The 24,601-nt window shown below is 60.5% G+C and carries 27 protein-coding genes and 1 tRNA gene; 7 read left to right on the plus strand and 21 right to left on the minus strand.

Annotated elements, in window-relative coordinates:
• Positions 1–45: 45 nt before the first annotated feature.
• A complete protein-coding gene (locus SynMEDNS5_RS01895; RefSeq protein ID WP_186584057.1) occupies positions 46–1,341 on the minus strand; it encodes a hypothetical protein in 1,296 nt (431 codons plus the stop codon).
• A 201-nt stretch (positions 1,342–1,542) separates the two neighbouring features.
• On the opposite strand from SynMEDNS5_RS01895, the gene SynMEDNS5_RS01900 reads away from it, so the two are divergent.
• From SynMEDNS5_RS01900 to psaB, 3 genes are read left to right on the plus strand one after another with little or no spacing between them, the layout of a single operon-like run.
• Complete coding sequence (locus SynMEDNS5_RS01900; RefSeq protein WP_186584058.1) at positions 1,543–1,761, plus strand: hypothetical protein; 219 nt, start codon at positions 1,543–1,545, stop codon at positions 1,759–1,761.
• Positions 1,758–4,061 (plus strand): photosystem I core protein PsaA, encoded by a 2,304-nt coding sequence (gene psaA / locus SynMEDNS5_RS01905; protein ID WP_186584059.1) that lies wholly within the window; start codon positions 1,758–1,760, stop codon positions 4,059–4,061. The genes SynMEDNS5_RS01900 and psaA overlap by 4 nt, the downstream gene beginning before the upstream one ends.
• Before the next feature lie 22 nt (positions 4,062–4,083).
• On the plus strand, positions 4,084–6,300 hold the full coding sequence (psaB, locus tag SynMEDNS5_RS01910; protein ID WP_186584060.1) for a photosystem I core protein PsaB: 2,217 nt from the start codon (positions 4,084–4,086) through the stop codon (positions 6,298–6,300).
• An 83-nt stretch (positions 6,301–6,383) separates the two neighbouring features.
• Here the strand turns inward: psaB and SynMEDNS5_RS01915 are convergent, their stop codons facing one another.
• Positions 6,384–7,310 carry a cupin gene (locus SynMEDNS5_RS01915; protein WP_186584061.1) on the minus strand — a complete coding sequence of 309 codons (927 nt, stop codon included), beginning with the start codon at positions 7,308–7,310 and terminating at the stop codon, positions 6,384–6,386.
• A gap of 158 nt (positions 7,311–7,468) precedes the next feature.
• On the opposite strand from SynMEDNS5_RS01915, the gene SynMEDNS5_RS01920 reads away from it, so the two are divergent.
• Entirely contained in the window at positions 7,469–7,774 is a 306-nt protein-coding gene (locus tag SynMEDNS5_RS01920) for a hypothetical protein (RefSeq protein WP_186584062.1), read from the plus strand.
• Here SynMEDNS5_RS01920 and SynMEDNS5_RS01925 read toward each other — a convergent pair.
• The 3 genes from SynMEDNS5_RS01925 to SynMEDNS5_RS01935 form a co-directional block, all read right to left on the minus strand.
• A complete protein-coding gene (locus tag SynMEDNS5_RS01925; RefSeq protein WP_186584063.1) occupies positions 7,771–10,908 on the minus strand; it encodes an efflux RND transporter permease subunit in 3,138 nt (1,045 codons plus the stop codon). The two genes, SynMEDNS5_RS01920 and SynMEDNS5_RS01925, sit on opposite strands and share 4 nt — an antisense overlap.
• Before the next feature lie 111 nt (positions 10,909–11,019).
• On the minus strand, positions 11,020–11,511 hold the full coding sequence (locus tag SynMEDNS5_RS01930; protein ID WP_038005163.1) for a photosystem I reaction center subunit XI: 492 nt from the start codon (positions 11,509–11,511) through the stop codon (positions 11,020–11,022).
• 58 nt (positions 11,512–11,569) lie between these two features.
• On the minus strand, positions 11,570–11,686 hold the full coding sequence (locus tag SynMEDNS5_RS01935; RefSeq protein ID WP_006854791.1) for a photosystem I reaction center subunit VIII: 117 nt from the start codon (positions 11,684–11,686) through the stop codon (positions 11,570–11,572).
• 114 nt (positions 11,687–11,800) lie between these two features.
• Here SynMEDNS5_RS01935 and SynMEDNS5_RS01940 point away from each other — a divergent pair, with 114 nt between their 5' ends.
• On the plus strand, positions 11,801–12,295 hold the full coding sequence (locus SynMEDNS5_RS01940) for a hypothetical protein (protein ID WP_186584064.1): 495 nt from the start codon (positions 11,801–11,803) through the stop codon (positions 12,293–12,295).
• Here SynMEDNS5_RS01940 and SynMEDNS5_RS01945 read toward each other — a convergent pair.
• Positions 12,253–13,212, minus strand: coding sequence for a glycosyltransferase family 2 protein (locus SynMEDNS5_RS01945; protein WP_186584065.1), 960 nt, complete (start codon positions 13,210–13,212; stop codon positions 12,253–12,255). The two genes, SynMEDNS5_RS01940 and SynMEDNS5_RS01945, sit on opposite strands and share 43 nt — an antisense overlap.
• Positions 13,213–13,264: 52 nt before the next feature.
• Positions 13,265–14,005, minus strand: a complete 741-nt coding sequence (locus SynMEDNS5_RS01950) for a C40 family peptidase (protein WP_186584066.1) — start codon at positions 14,003–14,005, stop codon at positions 13,265–13,267.
• Positions 14,006–14,022: 17 nt separating this feature from the next.
• On the opposite strand from SynMEDNS5_RS01950, the gene SynMEDNS5_RS01955 reads away from it, so the two are divergent.
• A complete protein-coding gene (locus SynMEDNS5_RS01955; RefSeq protein ID WP_186584067.1) occupies positions 14,023–14,922 on the plus strand; it encodes a serine hydrolase in 900 nt (299 codons plus the stop codon).
• A 15-nt stretch (positions 14,923–14,937) separates the two neighbouring features.
• Here the strand turns inward: SynMEDNS5_RS01955 and SynMEDNS5_RS01960 are convergent.
• Positions 14,938–15,026: transfer RNA gene (locus SynMEDNS5_RS01960), tRNA-Ser, on the minus strand.
• A 34-nt stretch (positions 15,027–15,060) separates the two neighbouring features.
• Entirely contained in the window at positions 15,061–16,242 is a 1,182-nt protein-coding gene (gene alr / locus SynMEDNS5_RS01965; RefSeq protein ID WP_186584068.1) for an alanine racemase, read from the minus strand.
• 73 nt (positions 16,243–16,315) lie between these two features.
• Here alr and SynMEDNS5_RS01970 point away from each other — a divergent pair, with 73 nt between their 5' ends.
• Positions 16,316–16,813: an HNH endonuclease gene (locus SynMEDNS5_RS01970; protein ID WP_186584069.1), complete on the plus strand. Its 498-nt coding sequence runs from the start codon at positions 16,316–16,318 to the stop codon at positions 16,811–16,813.
• Position 16,814: 1 nt separating this feature from the next.
• On the opposite strand, the gene prfA is transcribed toward SynMEDNS5_RS01970, so the two are convergent.
• The 12 genes from prfA to secY form a co-directional block, all read right to left on the minus strand.
• Positions 16,815–17,912 (minus strand): peptide chain release factor 1, encoded by a 1,098-nt coding sequence (gene prfA, locus SynMEDNS5_RS01975; protein WP_186584070.1) that lies wholly within the window; start codon positions 17,910–17,912, stop codon positions 16,815–16,817.
• Positions 17,913–18,026: 114 nt separating this feature from the next.
• Entirely contained in the window at positions 18,027–18,296 is a 270-nt protein-coding gene (gene rpmE / locus SynMEDNS5_RS01980) for a 50S ribosomal protein L31 (protein WP_186584071.1), read from the minus strand.
• 8 nt (positions 18,297–18,304) lie between these two features.
• On the minus strand, positions 18,305–18,709 hold the full coding sequence (gene rpsI / locus SynMEDNS5_RS01985; protein ID WP_186584072.1) for a 30S ribosomal protein S9: 405 nt from the start codon (positions 18,707–18,709) through the stop codon (positions 18,305–18,307).
• Positions 18,706–19,158 carry a 50S ribosomal protein L13 gene (gene rplM, locus SynMEDNS5_RS01990; protein WP_186584073.1) on the minus strand — a complete coding sequence of 151 codons (453 nt, stop codon included), beginning with the start codon at positions 19,156–19,158 and terminating at the stop codon, positions 18,706–18,708. The genes rpsI and rplM overlap by 4 nt, the downstream gene beginning before the upstream one ends.
• A gap of 155 nt (positions 19,159–19,313) precedes the next feature.
• Positions 19,314–20,195 (minus strand): tRNA pseudouridine(38-40) synthase TruA, encoded by an 882-nt coding sequence (truA, locus tag SynMEDNS5_RS01995; protein WP_186585785.1) that lies wholly within the window; start codon positions 20,193–20,195, stop codon positions 19,314–19,316.
• 20 nt (positions 20,196–20,215) lie between these two features.
• Positions 20,216–20,566, minus strand: coding sequence for a 50S ribosomal protein L17 (rplQ, locus tag SynMEDNS5_RS02000; RefSeq protein ID WP_006042229.1), 351 nt, complete (start codon positions 20,564–20,566; stop codon positions 20,216–20,218).
• Between the two features lie 36 nt (positions 20,567–20,602).
• Positions 20,603–21,541 carry a DNA-directed RNA polymerase subunit alpha gene (locus SynMEDNS5_RS02005; protein ID WP_186584074.1) on the minus strand — a complete coding sequence of 313 codons (939 nt, stop codon included), beginning with the start codon at positions 21,539–21,541 and terminating at the stop codon, positions 20,603–20,605.
• Positions 21,542–21,586: 45 nt separating this feature from the next.
• Entirely contained in the window at positions 21,587–21,979 is a 393-nt protein-coding gene (gene rpsK, locus SynMEDNS5_RS02010) for a 30S ribosomal protein S11 (RefSeq protein ID WP_186584075.1), read from the minus strand.
• A 57-nt stretch (positions 21,980–22,036) separates the two neighbouring features.
• Entirely contained in the window at positions 22,037–22,402 is a 366-nt protein-coding gene (gene rpsM, locus SynMEDNS5_RS02015) for a 30S ribosomal protein S13 (RefSeq protein ID WP_006042226.1), read from the minus strand.
• A gap of 74 nt (positions 22,403–22,476) precedes the next feature.
• A complete protein-coding gene (gene rpmJ / locus SynMEDNS5_RS02020; protein WP_006042225.1) occupies positions 22,477–22,590 on the minus strand; it encodes a 50S ribosomal protein L36 in 114 nt (37 codons plus the stop codon).
• Between the two features lie 47 nt (positions 22,591–22,637).
• A complete protein-coding gene (locus SynMEDNS5_RS02025) occupies positions 22,638–23,189 on the minus strand; it encodes an adenylate kinase (RefSeq protein WP_186584076.1) in 552 nt (183 codons plus the stop codon).
• A gap of 92 nt (positions 23,190–23,281) precedes the next feature.
• Positions 23,282–24,601, minus strand: coding sequence for a preprotein translocase subunit SecY (secY, locus tag SynMEDNS5_RS02030; RefSeq protein ID WP_186584077.1), 1,320 nt, complete (start codon positions 24,599–24,601; stop codon positions 23,282–23,284).

Below are 24,601 nucleotides of genomic sequence, written 5' to 3' on the forward strand. Positions count from 1 at the left end.
GCGTGATGGGGAAGACGTGTCGTTCAGAACTGCAGCCTCGGATGGTCAGCGCTGGGTGCCATCAGCGTTCAACAGCTCCCTTGCTGATCCTCCCAGGCTGCTGGATGGTGCTGCCTGCGGTGTTTGCTGTTGCGGCGGTGGCTCAGGGGCGCTTTGGGCACTGGGGGGTACGTCCTCGGGGGGTGCTTTCTCGGGGGGTGCCTCTTCTGAGGTTGGATTCTCTGCAGCGATGGCTTCCGGGAGGGGGTCTTCCTTAATGGGCTCGACCATGGGCTCGAGCGCGACTGGCTCCTGAACAACTGGTTCCTTAACAACCTGCGGTTCTGTTGCGGGTTTCGGTTCTGGGTCATCAGAGAGCACCGGTTGCTCTGCCTGCTCAGGGGTGGGCGATTCTTCCTTCATGAAAATGTCTCCCAGTAGGCGGGCGATCTGCTCGTCGCTGAGCCGGGATTGCATCCAGACGGGGCGGGATCCCGGCTGATGGGGAATCGCCCGAAGTTGGTTGTTGAAGACAGGGCTCATCGGTTCACCCACGCCATCCAGCAACTCCATCTGAACGCGCCCAGAACCATTGCCGCTTCCCTTGATCCAGAGAGACTCCTGTCGGCCCACCAAGAAACTGTCTCCGTTGACGGAGATCCGCAGCCTCCAGCGACCGTCTCCTTCGCGCAGGTTCTGCAGCGGTGCGTTCCAGATCAGCCAGTCGAGAAGAAGTGGCTCGTCGCTGCCAAGGTCCGCCGGGCTGATCATGGCAAGCCAGGGAGAGTCCGGCGCTGGCTGAGTGCCTGCAAGGCCCTGAAGCTGATCAAAACGCCATTGCAGGCTGGCTCCAGGGGATTTCACCGCTTCGCCCCAGGGCATGGCTGCATAGGCCGAGAAACGATGGCTTCCCGGCGTGAGCGATGGAAGTTGGATCCGCAGGCGCCCGCCGTCAGCCTCGCTGAATCGAAGCGGAGACTGATCATCGATCTGGAGGGCGACATGGGCTCCCAGACCGAGTTCGGGATCTTCAGCCAGGGGCCAGTCACTGACTTCGAGCACCAGGGTGTTTTGGCCCGACTGGAGCACCGTGCCGTCGGCAGGGCTGATCAGCTTCAACTGAGGGTGATGGCCAGAGAGGGCTGTCTGCAGCTGCTGAACTGCGCCCGGAGGAGCCACTTCCTGCAGGCGCCCGGTTGGGGCAGTGGGATTCATGGGATCCGTCGTGGACCCAGTGTCCATGGACCCCATCCGTCCCCATCCCCAGGCTGAGGCCGGCTCTGCGCTCGTGACCAGCAACACAACGCACAGAAGGGCAGTGATCCAGCGGAGGCGGGATTGAAAGCGGCCCGAAGCCGTCATGGGGACAAATTCGAGTTCAGTTCATTCTGAATGCCCATGCCGGAGCCAAGGAGATTTGGGGTTGTTTGTATCACTTAGTGGCCTGCATTGGGCCTTGCGTAAATAGTTTCTTGTGTGATTTGGATCTTTTTGTTGATAGCGAGCTGCGCAAAGATGCCAGGCCCAGACAGGCGCGCGGCCGGATTGAACCTTTGTAACTCCATGGGGACTTCTGTGCATCTGCGCCCCTATGCTTCCGCCAGCGGTCCCCTCTTTGGGGCCCAGCGCTCCAGTGGTGGCCAGGGGTTTGCGCTCCTGGTGCCATTGGCGCCCGGTCGCGGTGACGCTCTGCGGAGCTGCGTCCGGGGCCCCGGTGAACATTTGTTCACCGGAGGGGTGGCCCACCACCTCGATCCCGTCCCTCGAGGAACGACTCGATGACCATCAGCCCACCAGAGCGTGGGAGCACCGCGAAGACTCAGGTCGAGAAGGTTGACAATCCAGCAACCTTTGAGCTGTTCGGCAAGCCCGGACACTTCGACCGTGCTCTCGCGAAAGGTCCCAAAACCACCACATGGGTTTGGAACCTCCACGCCAATGCTCACGATTTCGACAGCCACACGAGTGACCTTGAGGAGGTCTCTCGGAAGATCTTCAGTGCTCACTTCGGCCATCTGGCCGTGATCTTCATCTGGCTGAGCGGTGCCTTCTTCCATGGAGCCCGCTTCTCCAACTTCTCCGGTTGGCTTGCTGACCCCACCCACGTGAAGCCCAGCGCTCAGGTGGTGTGGCCGGTGTTCGGCCAGGAGATCCTCAATGGCGATATGGGTGCCGGTTTCCAGGGCATCCAGATCACCTCAGGCCTCTTCCATGTGTGGCGTGCCTGGGGCATCACCAACGAAACACAGCTGATGTCTCTGGCCATCGGCGCCCTGGTGATGGCCGGCCTGATGCTGAATGCAGGCGTTTTCCACTATCACAAAGCAGCTCCAAAGCTGGAGTGGTTCCAGAATGTTGAGTCGATGCTCAACCACCACCTTGCTGGACTGCTCGGCCTCGGGTCACTGTCCTGGACAGGTCACCTTCTCCATGTGTCCCTGCCCACCACCAAGTTGATGGACGCCATCGACGCCGGCCAGCCGCTGGTGCTCAACGGCAAGACCATCGCTTCTGTGGCGGACATTCCCCTGCCGCATGAATTTTTCAATCAGGATCTGCTGGCGCAGCTCTATCCAGGATTCGGTGCCGGCATCGGTGCTTTCTTCTCGGGTAACTGGGCTGCCTACAGCGATTTCCTCACCTTCAAGGGTGGTCTGAACCCTGTCACCGGCAGCATGTGGATGAGCGACATCGCTCATCACCATCTGGCGATCGCGGTGCTCTTCATCGTGGCCGGTCACATGTACCGCACGAACTGGGGCATCGGTCACTCCATCAAGGAGATCCTCGAAGGTCAGAAGGGCGATCCCCTTCTCTTCCCTGCCACGAAGGGCCATGACGGCCTGTTCGAGTTCATGACCACGAGCTGGCATGCCCAGCTGGCTGTGAACCTCGCCATGCTCGGCTCCCTGAGCATCATCGTGGCTCAGCACATGTATGCGATGCCTCCCTACGCCTACATGTCAATCGACTATCCGACGCAGATCGGCTTGTTCACCCATCACATGTGGATTGGTGGCTTCCTGATCGTTGGTGCCGCAGCGCACGCTGCCATCGCGATGATCCGCGATTACGACCCTGCCAAGCACGTCGACAACGTGCTGGACCGGGTGCTGAAGGCTCGTGACGCCCTGATCAGCCACCTCAACTGGGTGTGCATCTGGCTTGGCTTCCACAGCTTCGGCCTCTACATCCACAACGACACCATGCGTGCCCTGGGACGTCCCCAGGACATGTTCAGCGACTCAGCGATTCAGCTGAAGCCTGTGTTCGCTCAGTGGATTCAGGGTCTGCATGCCGCTGCTGCTGGCAGCACCGCTCCCAATGCCCTTGCGGGTGTGAGCGAGGTGTTCAACGGTTCCGTCGTTGCCGTGGGTGGCAAGGTCGCAGCTGCGCCGATCCCCCTGGGCACCGCCGATTTCATGGTGCACCACATCCACGCCTTCACGATCCACGTGACGGTGTTGATCCTGCTCAAGGGTGTGCTCTACGCCCGTAATTCCCGCCTCATCCCTGACAAGGCCAACCTTGGCTTCCGTTTCCCTTGCGACGGCCCCGGCCGTGGCGGCACCTGCCAGGTGTCTGCATGGGACCACGTGTTCCTGGGTCTGTTCTGGATGTACAACTCCCTGTCCATCGTGATCTTCCACTTCTCTTGGAAGATGCAGAGCGATGTCTGGGGAACGGTGAATGCTGACGGTTCCGTTCAGCACATCACCAACGGCAATTTCGCCAACAGCGCCATCACCATTAATGGCTGGCTGCGTGACTACCTGTGGGCTCAGGCCGCTCAGGTGATCAATAGCTACGGCTCCAACACCAGCGCCTATGGCCTGATGTTCCTCGGTGCCCACTTCGTCTGGGCCTTCAGCCTGATGTTCCTGTTCAGCGGCCGCGGCTACTGGCAGGAGCTGATCGAGTCCATCGTCTGGGCTCACAACAAGCTGAAGGTGGCCCCGGCCATCCAGCCCCGTGCGCTGTCCATCACCCAGGGCCGTGCCGTGGGTGTCGCCCATTACCTCTTGGGCGGCATTGCGACCACATGGGCCTTCTTCCACGCCCACATCCTTGTGGTCGGCTGACCTCTCCTGACCTTTCCCTCTAATGGCAACGAAATTTCCTTCGTTCAGCCAGGGTCTGGCACAGGACCCGACAACCCGCCGCATCTGGTACGGGATCGCCACGGCTCACGACTTCGAGAGCCATGACGGAATGACGGAGGAGAAGCTTTACCAAAAGCTCTTCTCCACCCATTTCGGCCATCTCGCGATCATCGGCCTTTGGGTTTCGGGAAACCTGTTCCACATCGCCTGGCAGGGCAACTTCGAGCAGTGGGTCGCCGACCCTCTGCACGTGCGCCCCATCGCTCACGCAATCTGGGATCCCCACTTCGGGCAGGGCGCCATTGACGCCTTCACCCAAGCGGGTGCCTCCTCCCCGGTGAACATCGCCTATTCGGGCCTGTATCACTGGTTCTACACAATTGGCATGACCACCAATGCCGAGCTGTATCAGGGTTCCATCTTCATGATGATCCTGTCGGCTTGGGCCCTGTTCGCCGGTTGGCTTCACCTTCAGCCCAAGTTCCGCCCGTCCCTGGCTTGGTTCAAAAACGCGGAATCTCGCCTGAACCACCACCTGGCAGTTCTCTTCGGCTTCAGTTCCATTGCCTGGACCGGTCACCTGGTTCACGTGGCGATTCCTGAGTCCCGTGGTCAGCACGTTGGTTGGGACAACTTCCTCAACGTGATGCCCCACCCCGCCGGTCTGGGACCCTTCTTCACTGGCAACTGGGGTGTGTATGCCCAGAATCCCGACACCATGGGCCAGGTGTTCGGTACAGCTGAAGGATCTGGCACCGCGATCCTCACCTTCCTGGGAGGTTTCCACCCTCAGACTGAGGCTCTCTGGCTCACCGATATCGCCCATCACCATCTGGCCATCGGCGTGATCTTCGTGATCGCCGGCCACATGTACCGGACGAATTTCGGAATCGGTCACTCCATCCGCGAGATCCTCGAAGCCCATAACCCTCCCCAGGGCACCCCTGGAGATCTGGGCGCAGGCCACAAGGGTCTCTACGACACCATCAACAACAGCCTGCACTTCCAGCTCGGTCTGGCCCTCGCATCCCTGGGCGTTGTCACCTCCTTGGTGGCCCAGCACATGTATGCGATGCCGTCGTATGCCTTCATCGCGAAGGACTACACAACACAGGCTGCGCTTTACACCCACCACCAGTACATCGCCATCTTCCTGATGTGCGGTGCCTTTGCGCACGGTGCGATCTTCTTCATCCGTGACTACGACCCCGAAGCCAACAAGGACAACGTCCTGGCTCGGATGCTCGAGCACAAAGAAGCGATCATCAGCCACCTGAGCTGGGTGTCCCTCTTCCTCGGTTTCCACACCCTCGGCCTCTACGTTCACAACGACGTGGTCGTGGCCTTTGGAACTCCTGAGAAACAGATCCTGGTGGAGCCAGTCTTCGCTCAGTTCGTTCAGGCCGCCTCCGGTAAGGCGATCTACGGCTTCGATGTTCTGCTCGCCAATACCGGCGGTGTCGCAGCCAATGCCAATGCTGCCTACATGGGTGGCTGGATGGATGCCATCAACGGTGTACGTGGCAGCAATGATCTATTCCTGCCCATCGGCCCTGGTGACTTCCTTGTTCACCATGCCATCGCTCTGGGACTGCACACCACCACTCTGATCCTGGTCAAGGGTGCACTGGATGCCCGTGGTTCCAAGCTGATGCCTGACAAGAAGGACTTCGGCTATTCCTTCCCTTGCGACGGCCCAGGCCGTGGCGGCACCTGCGATATCTCGGCTTGGGACGCCTTCTATCTGGCTGTCTTCTGGGCCTTGAACACCGTGGGTTGGGTCACCTTCTACTGGCATTGGAAGCACCTCGCCATCTGGCAGGGCAACGTGGCTCAGTTCAACGAATCCAGCACTTACCTGATGGGCTGGTTCCGCGATTACCTGTGGCTCAATTCCTCTCAGCTGATCAACGGTTACAACCCGTTTGGCAGCAACAACCTCGCCGTCTGGGCCTGGATGTTCCTGTTCGGTCACCTGGTGTGGGCCACCGGTTTCATGTTCCTGATCTCCTGGCGTGGTTACTGGCAGGAGCTGATCGAGACCATCGTCTGGGCTCATCAGCGCACGCCCCTGGCCAACCTGGTTGGCTGGCGCGACAAGCCAGTGGCACTGTCCATCGTTCAGGCTCGTGTTGTGGGTCTCGCCCACTTCACGATCGGCTACATCCTGACGTACGCCGCATTCCTGATCGCCTCGACCTCTGGCAAATTCGGTTGATCCAACTGAGCTGCCTTTGAAGTCAGCAGTCGTTCCTCGTTTCCTTCCCCGTCCGGTTATTCGGACGGGGTTTTTTATGGCGATCAGCCGCTGAAACGGATGTCGAGCGTGCGCAAATAGGTGTGCAGGCCAGCGTCCTGAATCGGCAGCACATAAGCGTCTGCACCGGATTCGTTGTGATGGGAATGCCAGTAGCCAGGCGGTGTGACAAACGCTGCACCTGGCGCCCAGTCTTCCCGATGCGGGTTGATGATGCACCCCTTTTCATTCAGCTCCGTCCCAATCAGCGTGTAGCAGCCCGGTTCACAGGCCACTGCGAAGTCCAAGGCGATGGACTGATGGCGGTGGGGCATCTGCTCTTGGTTCGCTGGAAGAATGCCGAGCATGGCCCAGAGGGTGTGGCTCACTGTGCGTGACTGGGGAAACGCGCTGTTCCCCAGGAGCACACTGACGCGGTTGGCCTTCGAACCACTGGCGCTGTCAGCAATCTCCGCGAGCTTCTGCTCACTGTCCTGATGGCTGTAGAAGGTGGGTTCGAAGCGAGCTTGGCTGGGCGCCACTCCCAGATGCCTTAGCAGTGGAGCATCGTGCACCCAGTAGATGGCCGCTTTGTCCGAGCTGGCGTGAATGGCGTCGCCGCCCGCCGGCAACACAAGCATGTCGCCTTTGGTCCAGGTGAAGCGTTGACCGCAGGCAGCAGTTTCACCCTGGCCTTCGGCCACGAAGAACAGCTGGCTGGTGGCCACTGCGGATGTTCGCAACTCCCCTTGATCCAGGCGAATGAAGTTGGCGCAGAGGGAGGGGCCAGTGGCTGGACCTGCGCAGCCCAGTGATTCACTCAGATCCAGCGGCAGTACTTCGCTGCCAGGTTCCTGGAAGAAGGCAGGCGAGAAGCTTCGATAGGGCACGAGCTCTGTCAGGCCCTTGCGAATCGGATTGGCCGCTTCTCCGTAGGAAAAGAACTGTGCCTGCTCCGATGAGGCGCATCGTTCGGTTGCACTGCTCACCATGCGCTCGTCACCCAAGTCTTAAAAAGAGACCCACCTTACGGATCAGTGGTTCGGGCATCGGTATGCACCGCGTCATGTTTTCGTTGAGGCTCAGTCACGTTTCTGCGGCTCTCGGACGCTGAACTAAGGCATCCCTGCTTTTCCCTCGGGCCAAGACCATGCCAACGCTGCCCCCCCGCCTCGAACTCGTGTTGCTTCTTTCTGCCGCAGCGACTGGTTACAACCTCACGATGCAGATCCTGCCCAGTCAGCGCATCGACCTTGCGCAATTAGAGGCCGAAGAGCGCATTCAGGCTTCAGAGGCCTCTCGCCCAACTCAATCTGCGTCTGCTGCGAGAGCCTCCGTGAGCAGGAATTCCACACCAGCTGTCGTGATGGATGTGGCCGTTGTGAACAAACGAGGGATCTGTGCTGTGCCTGCGACAGGTGGTCCCGCCCTGAACGACCAGTTTGAACCCTGTTAACCATCCAGCTCCGGCATGGATGGGCCCACGCCGCGCCAGCGCTTGAGCTGTAGGTAGATCGCCGGGATTACGAACAGGGACAGCAGAGTGGACACCAGCAATCCACTGAAGACCACTGTTCCGATGCTGATCCTGCTGGCTGACCCGCTTCCGCTGGCCAGAAGCAGGGGCAGGAAGCCTGCGAGCGACGTGACTGCTGTGAGCAGGATCGGTCGCATCCGATTGATGGCCGCTTCCTCAATCGCCTCAAGCAGGGGGATGCCTTGCTCGAGGCGTTGATTGGCGAATTCCACAATCAGGATGCCATTCTTTGCTGCCAAGCTCACCAGAACGAGCAGACCCATCTGGGCATAGACATCCAGCGTGAGACCCCGAAGCTTCAAGCCGATCAAGGCACCGAGCAAGGCCATGGGCACGGTGAGCAGGATGATCAGTGGGTCGAGGAAACTTTCGTAAAGCCCTGCCAACAGCAGATACACAACCGTGAGGCCCAGGGCAAACAGCACCCAGGTCACCGATTCAGCCCGGGTCTCTTCTTTGGCCAGTCCTGTGAAGGTGAGAGCCAGATTGGTTCCGCCGGTGCGATCGCTTAGGGCTTGGAGTGAATCGATGGCCTGTCCGCTGCTCACAGCGTCGGTCGGCACGGCGGTGATGCTGATTGAGCGGTTCTGGTTGTAGTGGGTGATGCTGTTGGCCCCGGAATCCCGTTTCAGCGTCACAACGTTGGCGACCGACACCAACTCACCGCTGCGATTGCGCACCATCAGGCTTGTCAGGTCCCCTGGAGTGCTGCGATCGGATCCCTCGAGCTGAACGTAGATACTGCGGATCTGCCCGCCTTCAAACGTGTCATCGATGTAGCGGCCGCCGATGGCCGTTCCGATGTCGCGAAGGGTCGGGCCTACCGGCAAGTCGAGCGCTGCCATCTGGCTTCTGTCGATCTCCAAACGCCATCGCGGTGAACTGGCATCAAACCGGGTGCTCACCCGCTGGAAGAGGCCGGACTCCTGTGCTGATCGAATGAACCGCTGGGCCTGGGCTTCGAATTCTTGAAGACTCAGCTGGCCACCACTGCGGTCCAGCAGTTCCAACTGCAGACCTGATTCGCTGCTGAATCCCCGCACCGTGGGGGGTGTGGTGACAATCACCCTCGCTTCCGTAATTTGTTGCTTGAGGGCCTTGTTCAGGCGTTTCTTCAGAGCCTCGCTGCTGTTCTCGCGTCCCGGTCGTTCCTTGAGGGGGGCCAGACGCAGGTAGAACGCTCCCCGGTCTTCTCCGCTCTGACCGAACGAACGGCCGGCATAGAAATTGCCACTGCGGATCAGTGGCTCCTCTGCGATCACCTGACGGATCCGTTCCATGACCGCTTCGGTGCGCTCAAGGCTGGCGCCTTCAGGCAGGGTGAAATACCCCCGCACTTGGCCCTGATCTTCATTGGGAATGAAGGAGGTAGGAATCGTGGCCAGTCCGATGCCCGTGAGCATCAAACCCGTGAGGATCAGGCCCAGAACGATGCGACCGCGAGGGAGCCAGAGCGCCAGGGCTCGGCCATACCAGCTCTGCAGACGACGCATCCCATGACGCAGCCTCTGGCTGATGCGTTTCACAGGCCCGGGTAAGCGGCCGCTCCCTGAACTGAGCACTCGGGCACAGGCCATGGGGGTGAAGGTGAGGGCGTTGAAGGTTGAGAACAGGATGGCTCCGCTGATGGCCAGAGCAATCGGTTGGTAGAGGCGACCGATGGATCCTGGGATGAGCAGCACAGGCAGGAAGACAGCGGCCAGCACGAGGGAGGTCGCCACGACGGCCCCAGCGAGCTCGGCCATGGCGTCTTCAGCGGCACCCTGCGGCTCAGCTCCCTCTTCGATGCGCCCTGCGATGTCCTCGCTCACCACGATGGCGTCGTCGACCACGATTCCGGTGGCGAGAACCAGTCCGAACAGAATCAGGCTGTTGAGATTCGATCCGCTCAGCCTTACCACCACGAGGCTGCCGATCAGGGCGACAGGCACTGCGATGCCAGGGATCAGTGCCAGTCGCCAACGCCCAAGGAACAGCACCAGCACCACCAGTACGAGCACTACCGCATCTCGGAGAGTGCCGGTGGTGCGATCCAGGTTGGCCTGCACGGTTTCGGCGACATCCACGATCACCTGCATGCTCAGGCTTGGAGGAAAATTGCTCTCCAGGCCCTTGAGCGCGTCCATCACAGCGCCACTCACTTCAAGGGCGTTGGCACCGTCCCGCTGGAAAATGCCCACTGCGACAGAGCTGTTCCCTTCAAGGTTCAGGGTGCTGCTGCCGTAACTGCGCTGGCCCAGTTGGACCCGTCCAACATCCTTCAGGCGAACGAGACCACCCGTCTCAGTGCGTTTGACCACCATGGTCTCGAAGTCAGCCTGACTGCGAAGACGTCCCTCCGCATCGATGGGCAGGCTGAACAGTTGTCCGGCTGGAGCTGGGGCTTCTCCCAGGCTGCCAACTGCAGCAAGAACATTTTGCTCGGCCAGCGCTGCGGTGATGTCGCTGGTGGAGAGGTTGAACTGCTCCAGACGATTGGGATCAAGCCAGAGTCGGAAGGCCAGTTCGCTGCTGCCGAACACGCGGATGTCGCCGACGCCAGGCGTTGCCCTGAGCGCTTCTCGCAGGTTTTGATCCAGCCAGCCGCCGATAAAGATCGGTTCGTAAAGGCCCGGTGGTGCGCTGAACCCCAGGATCAGCAGCAGGTCATCGGTGGAACGGTTCACGTTCAGGCCCTGGCGAGTCACGGCCTGGGGAAGCCGACGGCTGGCCAGGTTCACCTCGTTCTGAACCTTGATCGCATTCAGTTCGGGATCGCCTGATTCGAAGCGCAGGCTGAGGCTGGCGCCGCCCTGACGACTGCTGGACGTCATGCTTTCGAGTCCTTCCAGCCCATTGAGCTGTTTTTCAAGAACGGCCGTGACGCTTTGCTCCACCACCTCCGGACTTGCAGCCGGGAAGGAGGCGCTCACTCTCACACGCGTTGGTGCCAGTTGGGGTAAGTCTTCAAGGCCGAGGCCCACCAGTGCCACAGAGCCCGCCAGCAGCACAAGCAAGCTGCAGACGATGGTAAACACAGGCCGCCGCAGGAACGGCTGGGAGATGGACCGCAAGGCGGCAGTGGCTCAGTAGCGCCAAGATCCTGACAGCAGAAAGCCCCGAATGCGCCATTCAGGAACATTCGGGGCCTTGTGGTTTCTGAAGGGAGCTCCGGTTAAACCGGGTCAGTTCACGCTCCAGACTCCGCCAGCGATGTTCACGAGAGGGGCGACGAGGGCTGTGCCGGTGAGGAACCAGGCGAACGCAGCGCCACCACAGCCTCCGAGCCAGAAGCCACTGGCAAACTCAGCCCAACCAGCTTTGGTGAACAGGTCGGCGGGAGGATTGTCGATCGTGGCATCAGCAGGCTGCACGTTGGGGCCATTGCCTGCGGTTCCATAGATGGAGAGGCACACCGTCAGGATGGACACCAGACCAATGGTGGCCAGCAATCCAGCGGTTGTGGAGTATTCGGTGAGTCGCAGGGGGCCGCAGATCGTGAACGGGCCATACAGAAAGAAGCCGTGGGCCATGCCCACTTCCAAGCCGCGACGGTTGGGTGAGAGGGCAGGTCTGTAAGCAGGAAGAGCGTTGAGGAAGGCCTTGGCGAAATAGCTGCTGTTCACCGGGGTGGCCAGGTTGCCGACTGTGGGGTCGGCCACGGGGGTCACGGTCATGGATTTAATAGCGATTGAGGTGCGGAGCGCTGAAGCGGTCTGAAGGGCACGCGGCCAATCAATCAGTGGCTTCGATCACGTTGAACAGCAGAGCCATGGCCACAGCTGGGCCCATGATCCCCACGAGGGGAACAAACACTGAGGGCATCCAGGCAGCGACAAATTCTCCGGTCATGGCAGCGGCCAAAAGGTCCGCCAGTACTGTAGTGAGTGCCTTTCTGTCGGTCTCGCGCCGACGGCAACGGCGACATAAAAGTTCAATCCCTGCGGCGTCAGTCGCGCAAGCTCCATGACTCAGCTTCTTGCCGGTGGTGCAGCGTTCGTGCTGGTGGTTGTGCTCTGGTTGCTTGGACGTCGTCCAAGCAAGACTCTCCTGCGCAGCACCGATGCGGGCTCGGTGGCAGCGATCAACCGGGCCCAGCTCGGCCTCGTTCGAAGCGACGCCTCCGCATTGCCCGAGTCCTCAACCGCCGCTGAAGCGTCGGAGGTTTCTGCCGCCCAGGTCTTTGCCCTGCCTGTGGGGACCGCGGCGCGACTGGCTCTGGCAAAGGAGCTTCGTCAGGCCATGGATCAGGGCGGACCGGAGCAGCGTCTTGCGGCCGTCGAGCGTGCAGGACTCTGGGGGCATCGCTCGGTGCTGCCTGTGCTCCGCCGGGGCCTGCGTGATTCGGATCGTCGCGTTGTGCTGGCCGCCGCCGCCGGTATCGAGCGGCAGCGTGGTGCAACCCGTCCCAGTCTTTCTCAGTCGGCCCGGCCACCTCGCAACGTCGCCCGAATGCGGTAGATCGGACGCCCCTGGCTTTCGTGATAAGTGCGGATCAGCAGTTCCGCCAGCAGCCCGAAGCAGAACAGTTGAATGCCGGCCAACCCAAGCACCACCGCAAGGATCAGCAGTGGCCGGGTGCCGATGTCATCGCCCATCAGCTTGATCACCAGGAGATAGGAGCTTGCAATCAGGCTCAGGAGAATCGCAATCAGACCCCCAAATCCGAAGACGTACATCGGGCGCGTCAGAAACCGCTTCATGAACCACACCGTGAGCAGGTCCATGAGCACCCGGAAGGTGCGGTCAATGCCGTACTTGCTTGTGCCGTACTGGCGGGCTCGGTGATTCACCTTCACTTCTGTGATGCGTGCCCCCTCGATGAAGGCCAGCGCCGGCAGGAACCGGTGAAGCTCTCCGTAGAGACGCATGTCGGCGAGCACATCGCGGTCGTAGGCCTTCAGTGAACAGCCATAGTCATGCAGGCGCACACCCGTGACGCGCCCGATGATCCGATTGGCGATTCTGGAGGGAAGCTTGCGTTGCAGCTCGGCGTCCTGACGATCGTGGCGCCAGCCACTCACCAGGTCATAGCCCTCGCGTTGCTTGGCCAGCAGTCGGGGGATATCGGCAGGATCGTTCTGAAGGTCGCCATCCAAACTCACGATGACCTTGCCTTGCGCGACGTCGAAGCCCGCTGCCATTGCAGCTGTCTGGCCGTAGTTCTTGCGCAGGAGCACTCCTACGAGCTCCGGCACGTCTGCGCCGATCTGTTCGAGAACAGCAGCCGTTGCATCGGTTGACCCATCGTTGACCAACACCAGTTCAAAGTGCTCTCCGGTCGGACGCAGCGCTGTGAGGAGCTGCTCGACCAGTTCCGGCAGACTCTCCTCCTCGTTGTAGAGGGGCACTACGACCGAAAGGTCAAGCCCTGCCATGGGGTTCAATCTCGTGTGGCAGCAACTTAATCGGCGCTTGGATCCCTTTTGCTCAGGGCAGGCGGGTGCCGTCGTGACATCGCATGATCCGACCAGCCCCACGCAGTTCGGCTCTGTAATGACTGGCAACAGGGTGTCGGTCATTGGGATGGAGGCTGTCGATGCCGATGCCATTGCGTCCATGCTCCCGTCCTGAGCTGTGCAGGTAGCGGCCGCGCTCGAGGTGGATGGCTACGTGCGTACAGCGTTGTGGTCGGCCGAAAAAAATCAGATCACCAGGTCGCAGTAGTTGGTCATTGCCGGGCCGAACCGCGACGGGTTCGCAGAAGCGTTCCTGCTGGTAAGCGTCTCTGGGGAGCCAGATGCCGGCACTGGCGAAGGCACACTGCACCAACCCCGAGCAGTCGAGATCAGGGCCCAGCGTTCCGCCCCAGAGGTACACATTCGGGCGAGCAGCAGCAACCTTGAGCCATGCGAGGACCGCAGGTATCCGCGCCGCGATCGCGTCACTCGTCAACAGTCGGGGCCTGGGGGATGTCGTTGAGCGTGCTTGCCCTGCGAGATCGGCCACATTCAGCCAGCAGCGGTAGCCGTCCTCGAGCAATTGCACCCGAATGCGGGTGCCGCCCGGCTTGTTCACAGAGCTGATCACGCGGAATCTCCGGCCCGCCGCTGCCTGGGTTGCAAGGCTTTCACCAGCGGCTCGGGAGTACCCGTTGAGGCCCTTGAGCAGTTGCCAGCAGCTCCCTGGGGTGATCAGATCCGGAGCCAACGGAGTCCCTAAGGTCGGCATTAACGAAAGCCCGTGCTATGGCGTTCTACCGTCCCGAGCCGACGATGCAGGAGCATCTGGCTGCTCTGATCGATCGACTCGCCGCCGATGGCCGCCCCGGACTGCATGATCGGATCGCTGTGACCTGGGTGCGTTACGACCAGTCATCACCAGTAACGGGCAGTGGCTGCGGGGCGTCTTGGGCGGATCAGAAACTCATTTATCCCGCCAGCGTGGTGAAGCTGATTTATGCAGTGGCAGCAGAGCACTGGCTTGAGAGAGATTTTCTTCTTGACAGTGAGGAATTCCGCCGCGCTTTGCTCGACATGCTGGCTGACTCCAGCAACGATGCCACTGGGTTGGTTGTGGATCTTCTGACCGGCACCACCAGCGGGCCCGCCTTGCGTTCTCCGGCATGGGAGCAGTGGCAGCAACAGCGGCTGGCCGTGAATCGGTGGCTCTGGGATTTGGGATGGCCCGAACTGGACCGAGTGAATTGTTGCCAGAAAACTTGGGGAGAGGGGCCTTATGGCCGCGAAAAGGCTTTCTACGGCGAGACCAACGCCAATCGCAATGCTTTATGCACTGCAGCGGTGGGACGCATGCTGGAGGCGGTGATGACGGACGGTGTGCTGTCTCCACCTGCTTGTCAGCGCCTGAGGACTCGCCTGCTCCGCTCCCTGAATCAGGAGGCGAGAGCGGCAGATCCTGAGAATCAGGTCGATGGATTTCTCGGAGAAGGGTTGCCTGCAGGCAGCACGCTTTGGAGCAAGGCCGGTTGGATGAGCCAGGCGCGCCACGATGCCGCCTGGTGGTGTTTGAACAATGAACCACCAAGCCTGCTGGTGGTGTTCAGCGAAGGTGCCGAGCTGGCAAAAGACGAAGCTCTGCTTCCCGCCGTCGCTAACAATCTGGCGCTCTTCGCAACCAGCGATTGATCACGTTTAATTCAACGGAGAGGGAGGGATTCGAACCCTCGACAGAAGTTGCCTCCTGTAACTCCTTAGCAGGGAGCCGCTTTCAACCACTCAGCCACCTCTCCAGCAGCCCGCCCACCCTATCAAGGGGTCGTCCCTTCAGACCACCACTCGGGGCAGTCGATGCTTGAAGCTGCAGAGCACTTCCCATGGGATCGAATCGGACAGCTCGGCCCAGTCCTGGGGAGGAATCACCGCGTCACCGTCCGATCCAAGCAGGGTCACCACATCGCCCACATCCAGGGTTGGGTGGTCGGTGGCATCCACCATCAGTTGATCCATGGTGATCGCACCCACCTGCGGTAGGCGTTGGCCGGCGTGGAGCACCTCGATCTGGCCCGAGAGACAACGGCTCACGCCATCGGCATAGCCGATGCCCACCACGGCCAATCGGCTGGGACGGCTGGTGATGAAACGGTGGCCGTAACTCACGCCCACTCCCGCAGGTACGTCGCGGATCAGACTCACCCGGGCCTTCACCCCCATCGCAGGTTCTAGACACACGCTCTGGTTCAGGTGTTCACTGGGCGCATGGCCGTACAAAGCCAGGCCCACACGCACCTGGTCATGGTGGAGAGAGCGGTCGCGCAGCGTTCCGGCTGAATTGGCGAGATGGAGTTGAAGGTTGTCGCTGCGATGGGAGCGTGTGACCGCGACAAAGCGTTCCTGCTGCAATCGGGTGATGCGCTCAGCCTCACCCGAGGGGCCTCCATCGGCCAGGGCTAGATGGCTGTAAACCCCACGGAGCATCAGCTGGTCAAGTTGCTGGATGGCCTCGGTGAGACGGCCGCCGTCCTGCCAATCGCAACCGAGGCGCGTCATGCCGGTGTCCAGCTTGAGCTGAACGGAGAAGCGTCTGCCGCTGCCACTCGCGAGGTTCTGGCAGAGCAGAGCTTCACGCATGCTGCTCAAGGTGGGCATCAATTGCCAGTGCAAGCAAGCCCGCAGCTCCTCCGCCTGGATCAGATTGCCGAGCACCAGCACGGGCAGTTCGAGCCCTGCTCGCCGCAGCTCAATTCCCTCTTGAAGCGTGGCCACGCCGAGGCTGGTGGCTCCTCCACAAATGGCTGCTCTGGCAACCGTTTCAGCGCCGTGTCCGTAGCCGTCGGCTTTGACAACCGCCATCAGTGCAGAGCCAGGATTCAGAATCCCTCGCAGTGCTCGCGCATTGTTTTCTATCGCCTGAGCGGAGACTTCCATCCAGGCCCGTTGGCGAGGGTCGGATCCTTTCTGGTTCTCGAGCCCTGCAGATTGTGGGTTGTCGACGAACAGCTCGGACATGGACTTGAGGTAGTGAGGGTCACAAAGTGTTCGTTGTGACCCCGTTAGCATGCCTTTTAATCTGGGAGCTTGCATGAGCCAGGTTCTCGTTCTCAATGCGTCCTACGAGCCCCTCAATATCACCACCTGGCGTAGGGCCTTGGTTATGATGCTCAAGGGCAAGGCTGAGAGCCTTGAGCATGATCCTGACCGGCTTGTACGCAGTGATTTGCATGTTCCAACCGTGATCCGGTTGAGGCAATTCGTGCGTGTTCCGTTCCGTCAGGTTCCCTTGACCCGCCGCAATGTGTTTCAGAGAGACAATCACACCTGTCAGTACTGCGGCGCCAAGGAGAATCTCTCGATTGATCACGTGATGCCTCGCAGTCGTGGCGGCGGCGACAGCTGGGACAACGTGACCACAGCCTGCATGCGCTGCAATGTTCGAAAAGGGAATCGCACGCCCCAGGAAGCAGTGATGCCTCTGCGGAAAATACCAAGAAGACCGCTGAGCAGTCTCAGTTTTGATGCCGTCCGTCAGATCGATTCTGGTCGGCACAGTGAGTGGGCCAAATATGTGATCGGCGCCTGATTTAGTCGTCTGACTGACGACTGAGCGCTTCGAGTTTGCTGCGCTGTTCCTCAGCGATACAGGCACCGATGACATCCTCCATTTGTCCCTGGAGCACCGGATCAAGGCTGAAGTTCCGGCCCAGGCGGTGATCCGTGACCCTGTTGTCTTTGGCGTTGTAGGTGCGGATCTTTTCACTGCGATCGCCTGTGCCCACTTGCGCGCGTCGTGCTGAGCTTTCCCGGGCGTTGGCTTCCGCCAGCTGGCGTTCGTAGAGCTTGGCCCGCAGAATCTCCATCGCCCGCTCCCGGTTCTGGAGCTGAGATCGCTCCTGGGTGCAAAACACTCGGATTCCGCTGGGGCGATGCATTAAATCCACGGCGGTTTCGACTTTGTTGACGTTTTGCCCCCCGGCTCCGCCGGAACGTGCAGTGCTGATCTCCAAATCGGCGGGTTCGATCTGGACTTCAACAGGGTCGGCCTCTGGCATCACGGCCACGGTGGCTGTGGATGTATGAACGCGCCCCTGCGATTCTGTGGCTGGGACACGCTGCACCCTGTGAACTCCAGCTTCAAATTTCAGTTCGCTGAACACCGAATCTCCTTTCACCGAGAGGATCAGCTCCTTGAAGCCTCCAAGGTCGGCTTCACTGGCACTCACGGGTTGAACCGTCCAGCCGCGCCGGCTGCTGAAGCGTTCGTACATCCGTGCCAGATCTCCAGCCCAGAGGCAGGCTTCATCGCCGCCGGCTCCGGCACGGATCTCCAGCATCACACTGCGTTCGTCCCGGTGATCTCTCGGCAGCAGTGCCAGGGTGAGCCGCTGAATCAGGGCCTCATGGCGCGTGTCCAGCTCCTCCAACTCCAGTTGCGCGAGGTTGGCCATTTCCTGATCACCACGGCTATCGCGTAGGAGCTCCCTGGCCTGTTCCCGCTCGGCCTGCACCGATTGCAGGCTGGTGTAATCGTTCACCAAGGGTTCGAGTCTGGATCGTTCCCGAGCGATTGATTGCAGACGCGTGGGATCGGAGGCCACGTCTGGATCCGCCAGTTGGCGTTCCAGGTTGTGGAAACTGTTGCGTGCCGCCTCAAGGCGACTGATCAAGGTCGATGGATCCATTCCCTCAGACACGGAGTTGATGCCTGGTCTGCAACGAACGATGGTGGGTCAACAAAAACCCCCGAAGGCAGACGCAACCCTGCCTTCGGGGGAAAGACCATGGCAAGACAGTGCTCAGGCTTCAGCTTTGTCGTCGGCTTTATTGCCGGCTTTCTTGTCTTCGGCAGCTTTGCCAACTCCGCCCATTCCGTATTTGCGCATGAAGCGATCCACACGCCCCTCGGTATCGAGGATTTTTTGCGTGCCTGTGAAGAATGGGTGGTTGCCGCTCCACACATCAACGTGGATTTCAGGCTGCGTGGAGCCGGTGGTCATCACCACTTCTCCGTTGCAGATCACCTTGGCATCGGGATACCAGGTGGGATGGATTTCGGGCTTGGGCATGACAGAAATCAGCGCTTGGAGAATTGGGGAGCTTTACGGGCTTTCTTGAGGCCGTACTTGCGACGTTCCTTGGCCCGTGGATCTCGGCTGAGATGACCTTCGGTCTTCAGGGGCTTGCGGTTGTCAGCTGAAAGCTCACACAAGGCGCGAGCGGCGCCTTGCTTGATGGCATCAGCCTGACCGGTCAGACCACCTCCACGCACATTCACCAGAACGTCGTACTCCGTGAGGAGACCCAACGTCTGCAGTGGGGCGCGAACCGCAGCCAGATAGGCGGGGTTGTAGTTGAGGTAATTATCGCCGGGGCGACCGTTGATGGTGATGGTGCCGTCTCCTGGCACGAGGCGCACGCGGGCCACAGAGGTTTTGCGGCGGCCGGTACCCCAGTAAACGACTGAATTCGTGGTGCTCATTGGGCAGTAGCGGCGGGATCGAGCTGCAGGGGCTGGGGCTGCTGGGCGGCGTGCGGATGCTCGGCACCCTTGTACACCTTCAATTTGCGGAACATCTGCCGACCCAGGGCGTTGTGGGGAAGCATGCCTTTGATGGCCTTCTCCACGATCCGCTCGGGCAGGCGCTCCTGAAGGTGCGCGAAGGTTTCGACCTTCATGCCTCCGGGACGACCGGAGTGGCGGCGGTACAGCTTTTGTTGAGGCTTGTTGCCGCTCACCCGGATCTTGTCAGCGTTCACCACGACCACGAAATCACCGGTGTCGAGGTGAGGGGTGAAACTGGCTTTGTTCTTGCCGCGGAGCACGGAAGCTACCTCGGTTGCCAGTCGGCCGAGGGTTTGATTCTCAGCGTCCACCAGATACCACTGGCGGTCGATTGAATCGATGGAAGGGACAGAGGTCTTGTTCATCGCGCCGGCATGCCGGTTCTGATATGCCCCGTCGCGAGCGACGAAGCTGGGCAGGGAGCGTTGGTTACGCCGTGGCGTTCCAACCAGAGCTCAAAGATCGACTCTACCTTGTCGCCGTAACCCCATCCTCTCAATGTGGGTGGGTGTGGTGCGGTTCAGGTGCTGAATCGCCAGCCCGGAGGATCCGGAGGCGGATCTTCCGATGCCAGACAAAAAGTCGGTTGGCAATCATACCAGCCGCCTTTGCTGAAGATGGTGTCTTCGTAGCCTGCTCTGAGCAGGCACAGGCCCTGAGGTGGGGCCCCGTCTCTCACCTCTTCGCGCCGTCGTTCCCGCCAGCGGCGCTCGAACTGTTCCGGGGTCAGTCGATGTTCACCAACGGCGACCAGTTGCCCCATTAACAGGCGCACCATTCCATAGAGGAACCCGCTGGCCTGAATCTCCAGGTCAATCAGATCGCCACGCCGTTGAACGGAGACATCCTGAATGGTGGTTCGAGAGTGAGCTCTGCGGCTTCCAGCGCGCTGGAAAGCTGCAAAGTCATGACTGCCGAGCATTCCCTCCAAGGCCTCAGCCATTGCTTGGTCATCAAGACGCGCTTTGTAGCGATGCCAGCTCCAGGGTGCGAGAAAGAGATTGGGTCTGCGGCCGTTGTAGAGGGTGTAGCGATAGCGCCGGTAGGTGGCCGAGTAGCAGGCATGCCACGAGAGAGGTCGTTCCACGGCCTCGCGGACCCTGATGCTGGCGGGTAGCCGGCCATTCAATGCTGGAGCCCAGCGACTGGCAGGAATCGGGCCGCTGCTGTCGAAATGCACCACCTGTCCGGCCGCGTGCACGCCGGCGTCAGTGCGGCCAGCGGCGACGGCATGGACTGGACGATGGGGGTCGAGATCTGCGATGGCCTGTTCAAGCACGCCCTGCACGCTTGTGCCCTGACGTTGCCGCTGCCAGCCACAAAAAAACGACCCCGCGTATTGGAGGCTGAGAGCAATCCGCTGAGGGGGATCGGCTTCAGGTCCGGGTCGGGGGTCGTGAATCGTGCTCTGATCCGAAGGGTTCAGACCAACTCAATGATGGCCATCTCGGCATTGTCGCCACGGCGGCGGACCGTGCGGGTGATCCGGGTGTAACCGCCCTTGCGATCGCTGTAGCGGTCGGGGGCTTTTTCAAAGAGAGCATGCACGAGCTGCTTGTCGTACACGTAGCCGAGCACCCTTCGGCGAGACGCCAGGCTGCCCTCTTTTGCCAAGGTGATCATCCGCTCGGCTTCATCCCTCAGGGCCTTGGCACGAGCCTTGGTTGTCGTAACCCTGCCTTCGCGGATAAGCTGCGTGGTCAGGCCACGCAACATGGCTTTGCGTTGGTCAGCTGGGCGGCCCAGCTGAGGAACTCGACATTGGTGACGCATGGTTCGGGTGAGGTCTGGGAATGGAGTGAGAAACGATCAGGCGCTGGTGCGACTTTGGGGGATCTGGATGCCGATGCGCTCGAGGGCCTCGATCACTTCGTCAGCAGACTTGGATCCGAAGTTCTTGATTTCCAGCAGATCCTCATAGCTGAAGCCCATGAGATCGGAAACCGAATTCACTTGAGCTCGCTTCAGGCAGTTGTAAGCACGAACCGAGAGGTTAAGTTCCTCGAGAGGAATCTGAGCCTCAGCCGTGGGCTCGGGTTCGGCGCTGACCTCTTCGACCATGGTGACAGTGGCCAGTGGCTGAAACAGCTCGATCAGCTGATTGGCAGCCTCTGCAATGGCATCGTCTGGGGTGATGGATCCATCGGTCACCACCTCCATGCGCAGACGCTCTCGGGCGGATCCGCCTTCGGCAACGGCCGTCTCGTCGATGGTGAAGTTCACCCGATGCACCGGCATGAACACGGCATCGATCTGCAGAAGGTCGATGGCACTGGTGTCTTCGTTGTGGCGATCCACCGGCCTGTAGCCGATGCCCCGCTCCACATGCACCTCGAGCTCGAGGCTGTAACCATCGCTAACGGTGGCGATGGCACGCTCTCCGTCCACCACCTGGACCTGAGATGAGAACTGCAGGTCTCGGGCCTTCACGGTTGCAGGTCCGGCGACCACCAAGCGTCCGATTTCCAGCTCGCTCGTGCGACTGTTCACCGTGATCTGCTTGCAGTTCAGGAGAATGTCGAGAACATCCTCGCGAACTCCTGGGATGGTGGCGTATTCGTGATTGACACCGGCAATCCTCACGGCAGTGACTGCTGTGCCCTCGAGGTTGCCCATCAGCACACGCCGCAGGGAGTTGCCAAGGGTCGTGGCCTGACCACGCTCCAAGGGGCCGATGAGAAACACACCGGTTTGCGAGCGATCGTCAGCGATCTGATGCTCGATACGGTCGATCTGGTATTGCAACACGGTCTGAGGCGGGGGGAGAGAGGGACCTGAACGGAAACGTGTGGATCAGACGCGGCGACGCTTGGCACGGCGGCAGCCGTTGTGGGGCAACGGCGTGACGTCCCTGATCAGGGTGATCTCCAGGCCGGCGACCTGAAGAGCACGAATGGCGGTTTCCCGCCCGGAGCCGGGGCCACGAACGAGAACTTCGATCTGGCGCATCCCCTGATCGAGTGCGCGACGGGCCGCGGCTTCGGCTGCGGTCTGCGCTGCGAAGGGTGTGCCTTTTCGGGCACCCTTGAAACCGCTGGCGCCAGCCGACGACCAGGAGATGACCTCACCGGTGGTGTCGGTAATCGAGACGATCGTGTTATTGAACGTGCTCTGGATATGGGCGACGCCGTTGGGGACGTTGCGCTTGGCCTTCTTCGGGCCGGATTTCTTGACGGTCTTGGCCATGGGCCTGGGGGTGATGGGAGCTGGAGGAACGGAGCGATCCGAACGAGCGCGGGAGGCTTACTTCTTCTTACCGGCCACGGTCTTACGGGCGCCGCGACGGGTTCGGGCGTTGGTGCGGGTCCGCTGGCCGCGAACCGGCAGGCTCATGCGGTGACGGCGGCCACGCAAACAGCCGATGTCCTGCAGACGCTTGAGGGCCATGCCCTCCTGCCGGCGCAGATCACCCTCGATCGTGAAGGCTTCGGTGGCACCACGCAGTTTCTGCACGTCACCATCCTCGAGATCCTTGACGCGGATGTCGGGATTGACCCCGGTCTTGGAGAGGATGGTTTTGGCCCGGGTAAGGCCGATTCCGTAGATGTAGGTGAGGGCGACTTCGATCCGCTTGTCGCGGGGAATGTCGACACCAGCAATCCGTGCCACTGAGCTAATAATCGAGGGGGACAGTTGCCGCCTTAGGCGGCGAATGGGCGATCAGAATTCCAGACGACGGGCGTTCAGCCCTGACGCTGCTTGTGCTTAGGGTTCTCGCAGATCACCATGACGCGGCCATGGCGACGAATCACCCGGCACTTGTCGCACATTTTCTTGACCGAGGCGCGCACCTTCATTGGGTGTGGCTCTCCAAAATTCCAAACAGCTAACCTACCACAGTGGGTCAAGCCAGACTTGCTTCAAGTCTTGTCGTGATGGCTTCCACGCTGCCCTGGGCATCAACCGCGATCAAGAGTCCCTTGCTTCGGTAGTAGTCGATCAAAGGAGCGGTCTGCTCCCGATACACCTCGAGACGATTGCGGATCACGGACTCGTTGTCGTCCGCTCGACCCCGGCCTAGAAGTCGTTCGACGAGTACCTCGTCGTCGAGTTCCAGCAGGACAACTGTTTCGATGCTTTGCTGTAGTTCTCCGAGCAGAGGCTCCAATGCCTCAGCTTGAGCAACGTTTCTAGGAAAGCCGTCGAGCAGCCAGCCCTGACCGTTCAGCGCCGTGAGCTGGGAACGGACGATGGCGAGAACCAGGTCGTCGCTGACGAGTTCGCCGCGGTTCATGACCGCTTCCGCCTCCTTGCCAAGGGAGCTGCCTGCTGACACCTCCGAGCGCAGCAGGTCGCCGGTGGAGAGATGGCGAAGCCCGTGGGTGTCGCAGAGGCGTGAAGCCTGGGTACCCTTGCCGGCCCCTGGTGGGCCGATGAACAGCAGACGTTGCTTCATGGTGTCAATGGGATGGGGCAGGAGTTAAGGCAATGGGACGGCACGATTTCGTGCCTGACTCGTTCCTAAAGCGTTACGAGATAGTGCTCTTGCTATTCGCGAACCATTCCTTCGTAGCGCTGGGAGATCACGTAGGTCTGCACCTGTTTGGCGGTGTCGATGGCGACGCCGACCAGGATCAACAGTGATGTTGCGCCCAGTCCTTGGAATGTGGTGACGCTGGTGGCGCGCTCGACGGCGGAGGGAATGATGGCCACAGCCCCAAGGAATAAGCCGCCGAGCAGGGTGAGTCGATTTTTCACACCCTCGAGATAGCTGGCTGTGGCGCTCCCGGGGCGGACCCCTGGGATGGCGACCCCACCACGTTTGAGATTGGTAGCGACCTCAGTCGGATTAAAGGTGAGCGAGGCGTAGAAGTAGGAGAATCCCAGGATCAACGAGAAAAACAGCAGTGCGTAAGGCCAAGGGTTGGATGCACTCGGATTCAATGCGCTCGCTGCGGTGATCAGCAGAGGGTTTTGACTGAAATTGGCGATTGTGATCGGCAGAAAGATCAGCGCAGAAGCGAAAATGATCGGCATCACGCCACCTGCATTCAGCTTGAGAGGCAGATAGCTCTGACGGTTTGGCAAGAGGGCTGATCCTCCAACCTGACGCTTGGCACTCACGATCGGAAGCCGCCTGGCTCCTTCCTGAACGAAGATGATTCCAACGATCGTGACCAGAAACACCAGCACGAGAACGATGATTCCAAACACGTCGTTACGGTCGCCGGTTTGGGCCTTTTCGATCGTGGAGCCAAGAGCCTGAGGCAGGGTGGCCACGATGTTGAGAAAGATCACCAAGGAGGCTCCTTGGCCGATCCCACGCTCGGTGATCACTTCGCTGATCCACATCACAATCATCGACCCGGTCACCAAGGCCAGAGCTGTCTGAGTAATGAAGACGCTGTCTGACAGTCCTTCAAGCGCGTAGGGACGGAGAATCACTGCGAAGATCACGCTCTGAATTAGTCCCCAGCCCAGCGCCACGTAGCGGGTGATCTGGGCGATTTTGCGTCGACCGGCTTCTCCCTCATTTTTCTGCAGGTCTTCGAGTTGGGGCAGAGACGCTGTCAGCAGCTGCAGGATGATCGAAGCGTTAATGAAAGGGAGAATTCCGAGGGCAAAGATTCCCAGCGTGGAGATACCTCCACCTGTGAAGATGTCGAGGAAGCCAATCAACTGCCCTCCCTGTTGAATGAACTGCTGGAAGGCCACACGGTCGATCCCTGGCATGGGGATGTAGATGCCGAGGCGCACCAACATCAGCAAACCCAGAGTGGTGAGAACCCGGCCGCGCAGCTCCGGATTCTGCACCAGTTGGGTGATGACTTCAGCGGCACTGGGGTTGCGTCCCCGACTGACGAGCAT

This window comes from Synechococcus sp. MEDNS5, from assembly GCF_014279875.1.
In the GTDB taxonomy this organism is placed as follows: domain Bacteria; phylum Cyanobacteriota; class Cyanobacteriia; order PCC-6307; family Cyanobiaceae; genus Synechococcus_C.

What these genes read in the sequence shown, in the direction of transcription:
- SynMEDNS5_RS01895 (WP_186584057.1), bottom strand. Translation starts at nt 1,341, where the DNA reads ATGACGGCTTCGGGCCGCTTTCAATCCCGCCTCCGCTGGATCACTGCC.
- SynMEDNS5_RS01900 (WP_186584058.1), top strand. Translation starts at nt 1,543, where the DNA reads ATGGGGACTTCTGTGCATCTGCGCCCCTATGCTTCCGCCAGCGGTCCC.
- psaA (WP_186584059.1), top strand. Translation starts at nt 1,758, where the DNA reads ATGACCATCAGCCCACCAGAGCGTGGGAGCACCGCGAAGACTCAGGTC.
- psaB (WP_186584060.1), top strand. Translation starts at nt 4,084, where the DNA reads ATGGCAACGAAATTTCCTTCGTTCAGCCAGGGTCTGGCACAGGACCCG.
- SynMEDNS5_RS01915 (WP_186584061.1), bottom strand. Translation starts at nt 7,310, where the DNA reads ATGGTGAGCAGTGCAACCGAACGATGCGCCTCATCGGAGCAGGCACAG.
- SynMEDNS5_RS01920 (WP_186584062.1), top strand. Translation starts at nt 7,469, where the DNA reads ATGCCAACGCTGCCCCCCCGCCTCGAACTCGTGTTGCTTCTTTCTGCC.
- SynMEDNS5_RS01930 (WP_038005163.1), bottom strand. Translation starts at nt 11,511, where the DNA reads ATGACCGTGACCCCCGTGGCCGACCCCACAGTCGGCAACCTGGCCACC.
- SynMEDNS5_RS01935 (WP_006854791.1), bottom strand. Translation starts at nt 11,686, where the DNA reads ATGACCGGAGAATTTGTCGCTGCCTGGATGCCCTCAGTGTTTGTTCCC.
- SynMEDNS5_RS01940 (WP_186584064.1), top strand. Translation starts at nt 11,801, where the DNA reads ATGACTCAGCTTCTTGCCGGTGGTGCAGCGTTCGTGCTGGTGGTTGTG.
- SynMEDNS5_RS01945 (WP_186584065.1), bottom strand. Translation starts at nt 13,212, where the DNA reads ATGGCAGGGCTTGACCTTTCGGTCGTAGTGCCCCTCTACAACGAGGAG.
- SynMEDNS5_RS01950 (WP_186584066.1), bottom strand. Translation starts at nt 14,005, where the DNA reads ATGCCGACCTTAGGGACTCCGTTGGCTCCGGATCTGATCACCCCAGGG.
- SynMEDNS5_RS01955 (WP_186584067.1), top strand. Translation starts at nt 14,023, where the DNA reads ATGGCGTTCTACCGTCCCGAGCCGACGATGCAGGAGCATCTGGCTGCT.
- alr (WP_186584068.1), bottom strand. Translation starts at nt 16,242, where the DNA reads ATGTCCGAGCTGTTCGTCGACAACCCACAATCTGCAGGGCTCGAGAAC.
- SynMEDNS5_RS01970 (WP_186584069.1), top strand. Translation starts at nt 16,316, where the DNA reads ATGAGCCAGGTTCTCGTTCTCAATGCGTCCTACGAGCCCCTCAATATC.
- prfA (WP_186584070.1), bottom strand. Translation starts at nt 17,912, where the DNA reads ATGGATCCATCGACCTTGATCAGTCGCCTTGAGGCGGCACGCAACAGT.
- rpmE (WP_186584071.1), bottom strand. Translation starts at nt 18,296, where the DNA reads ATGCCCAAGCCCGAAATCCATCCCACCTGGTATCCCGATGCCAAGGTG.
- rpsI (WP_186584072.1), bottom strand. Translation starts at nt 18,709, where the DNA reads ATGAGCACCACGAATTCAGTCGTTTACTGGGGTACCGGCCGCCGCAAA.
- rplM (WP_186584073.1), bottom strand. Translation starts at nt 19,158, where the DNA reads ATGAACAAGACCTCTGTCCCTTCCATCGATTCAATCGACCGCCAGTGG.
- rplQ (WP_006042229.1), bottom strand. Translation starts at nt 20,566, where the DNA reads ATGCGTCACCAATGTCGAGTTCCTCAGCTGGGCCGCCCAGCTGACCAA.
- rpsK (WP_186584075.1), bottom strand. Translation starts at nt 21,979, where the DNA reads ATGGCCAAGACCGTCAAGAAATCCGGCCCGAAGAAGGCCAAGCGCAAC.
- rpmJ (WP_006042225.1), bottom strand. Translation starts at nt 22,590, where the DNA reads ATGAAGGTGCGCGCCTCGGTCAAGAAAATGTGCGACAAGTGCCGGGTG.
- SynMEDNS5_RS02025 (WP_186584076.1), bottom strand. Translation starts at nt 23,189, where the DNA reads ATGAAGCAACGTCTGCTGTTCATCGGCCCACCAGGGGCCGGCAAGGGT.
- secY (WP_186584077.1), bottom strand. Translation starts at nt 24,601, where the DNA reads ATGCTCGTCAGTCGGGGACGCAACCCCAGTGCCGCTGAAGTCATCACC.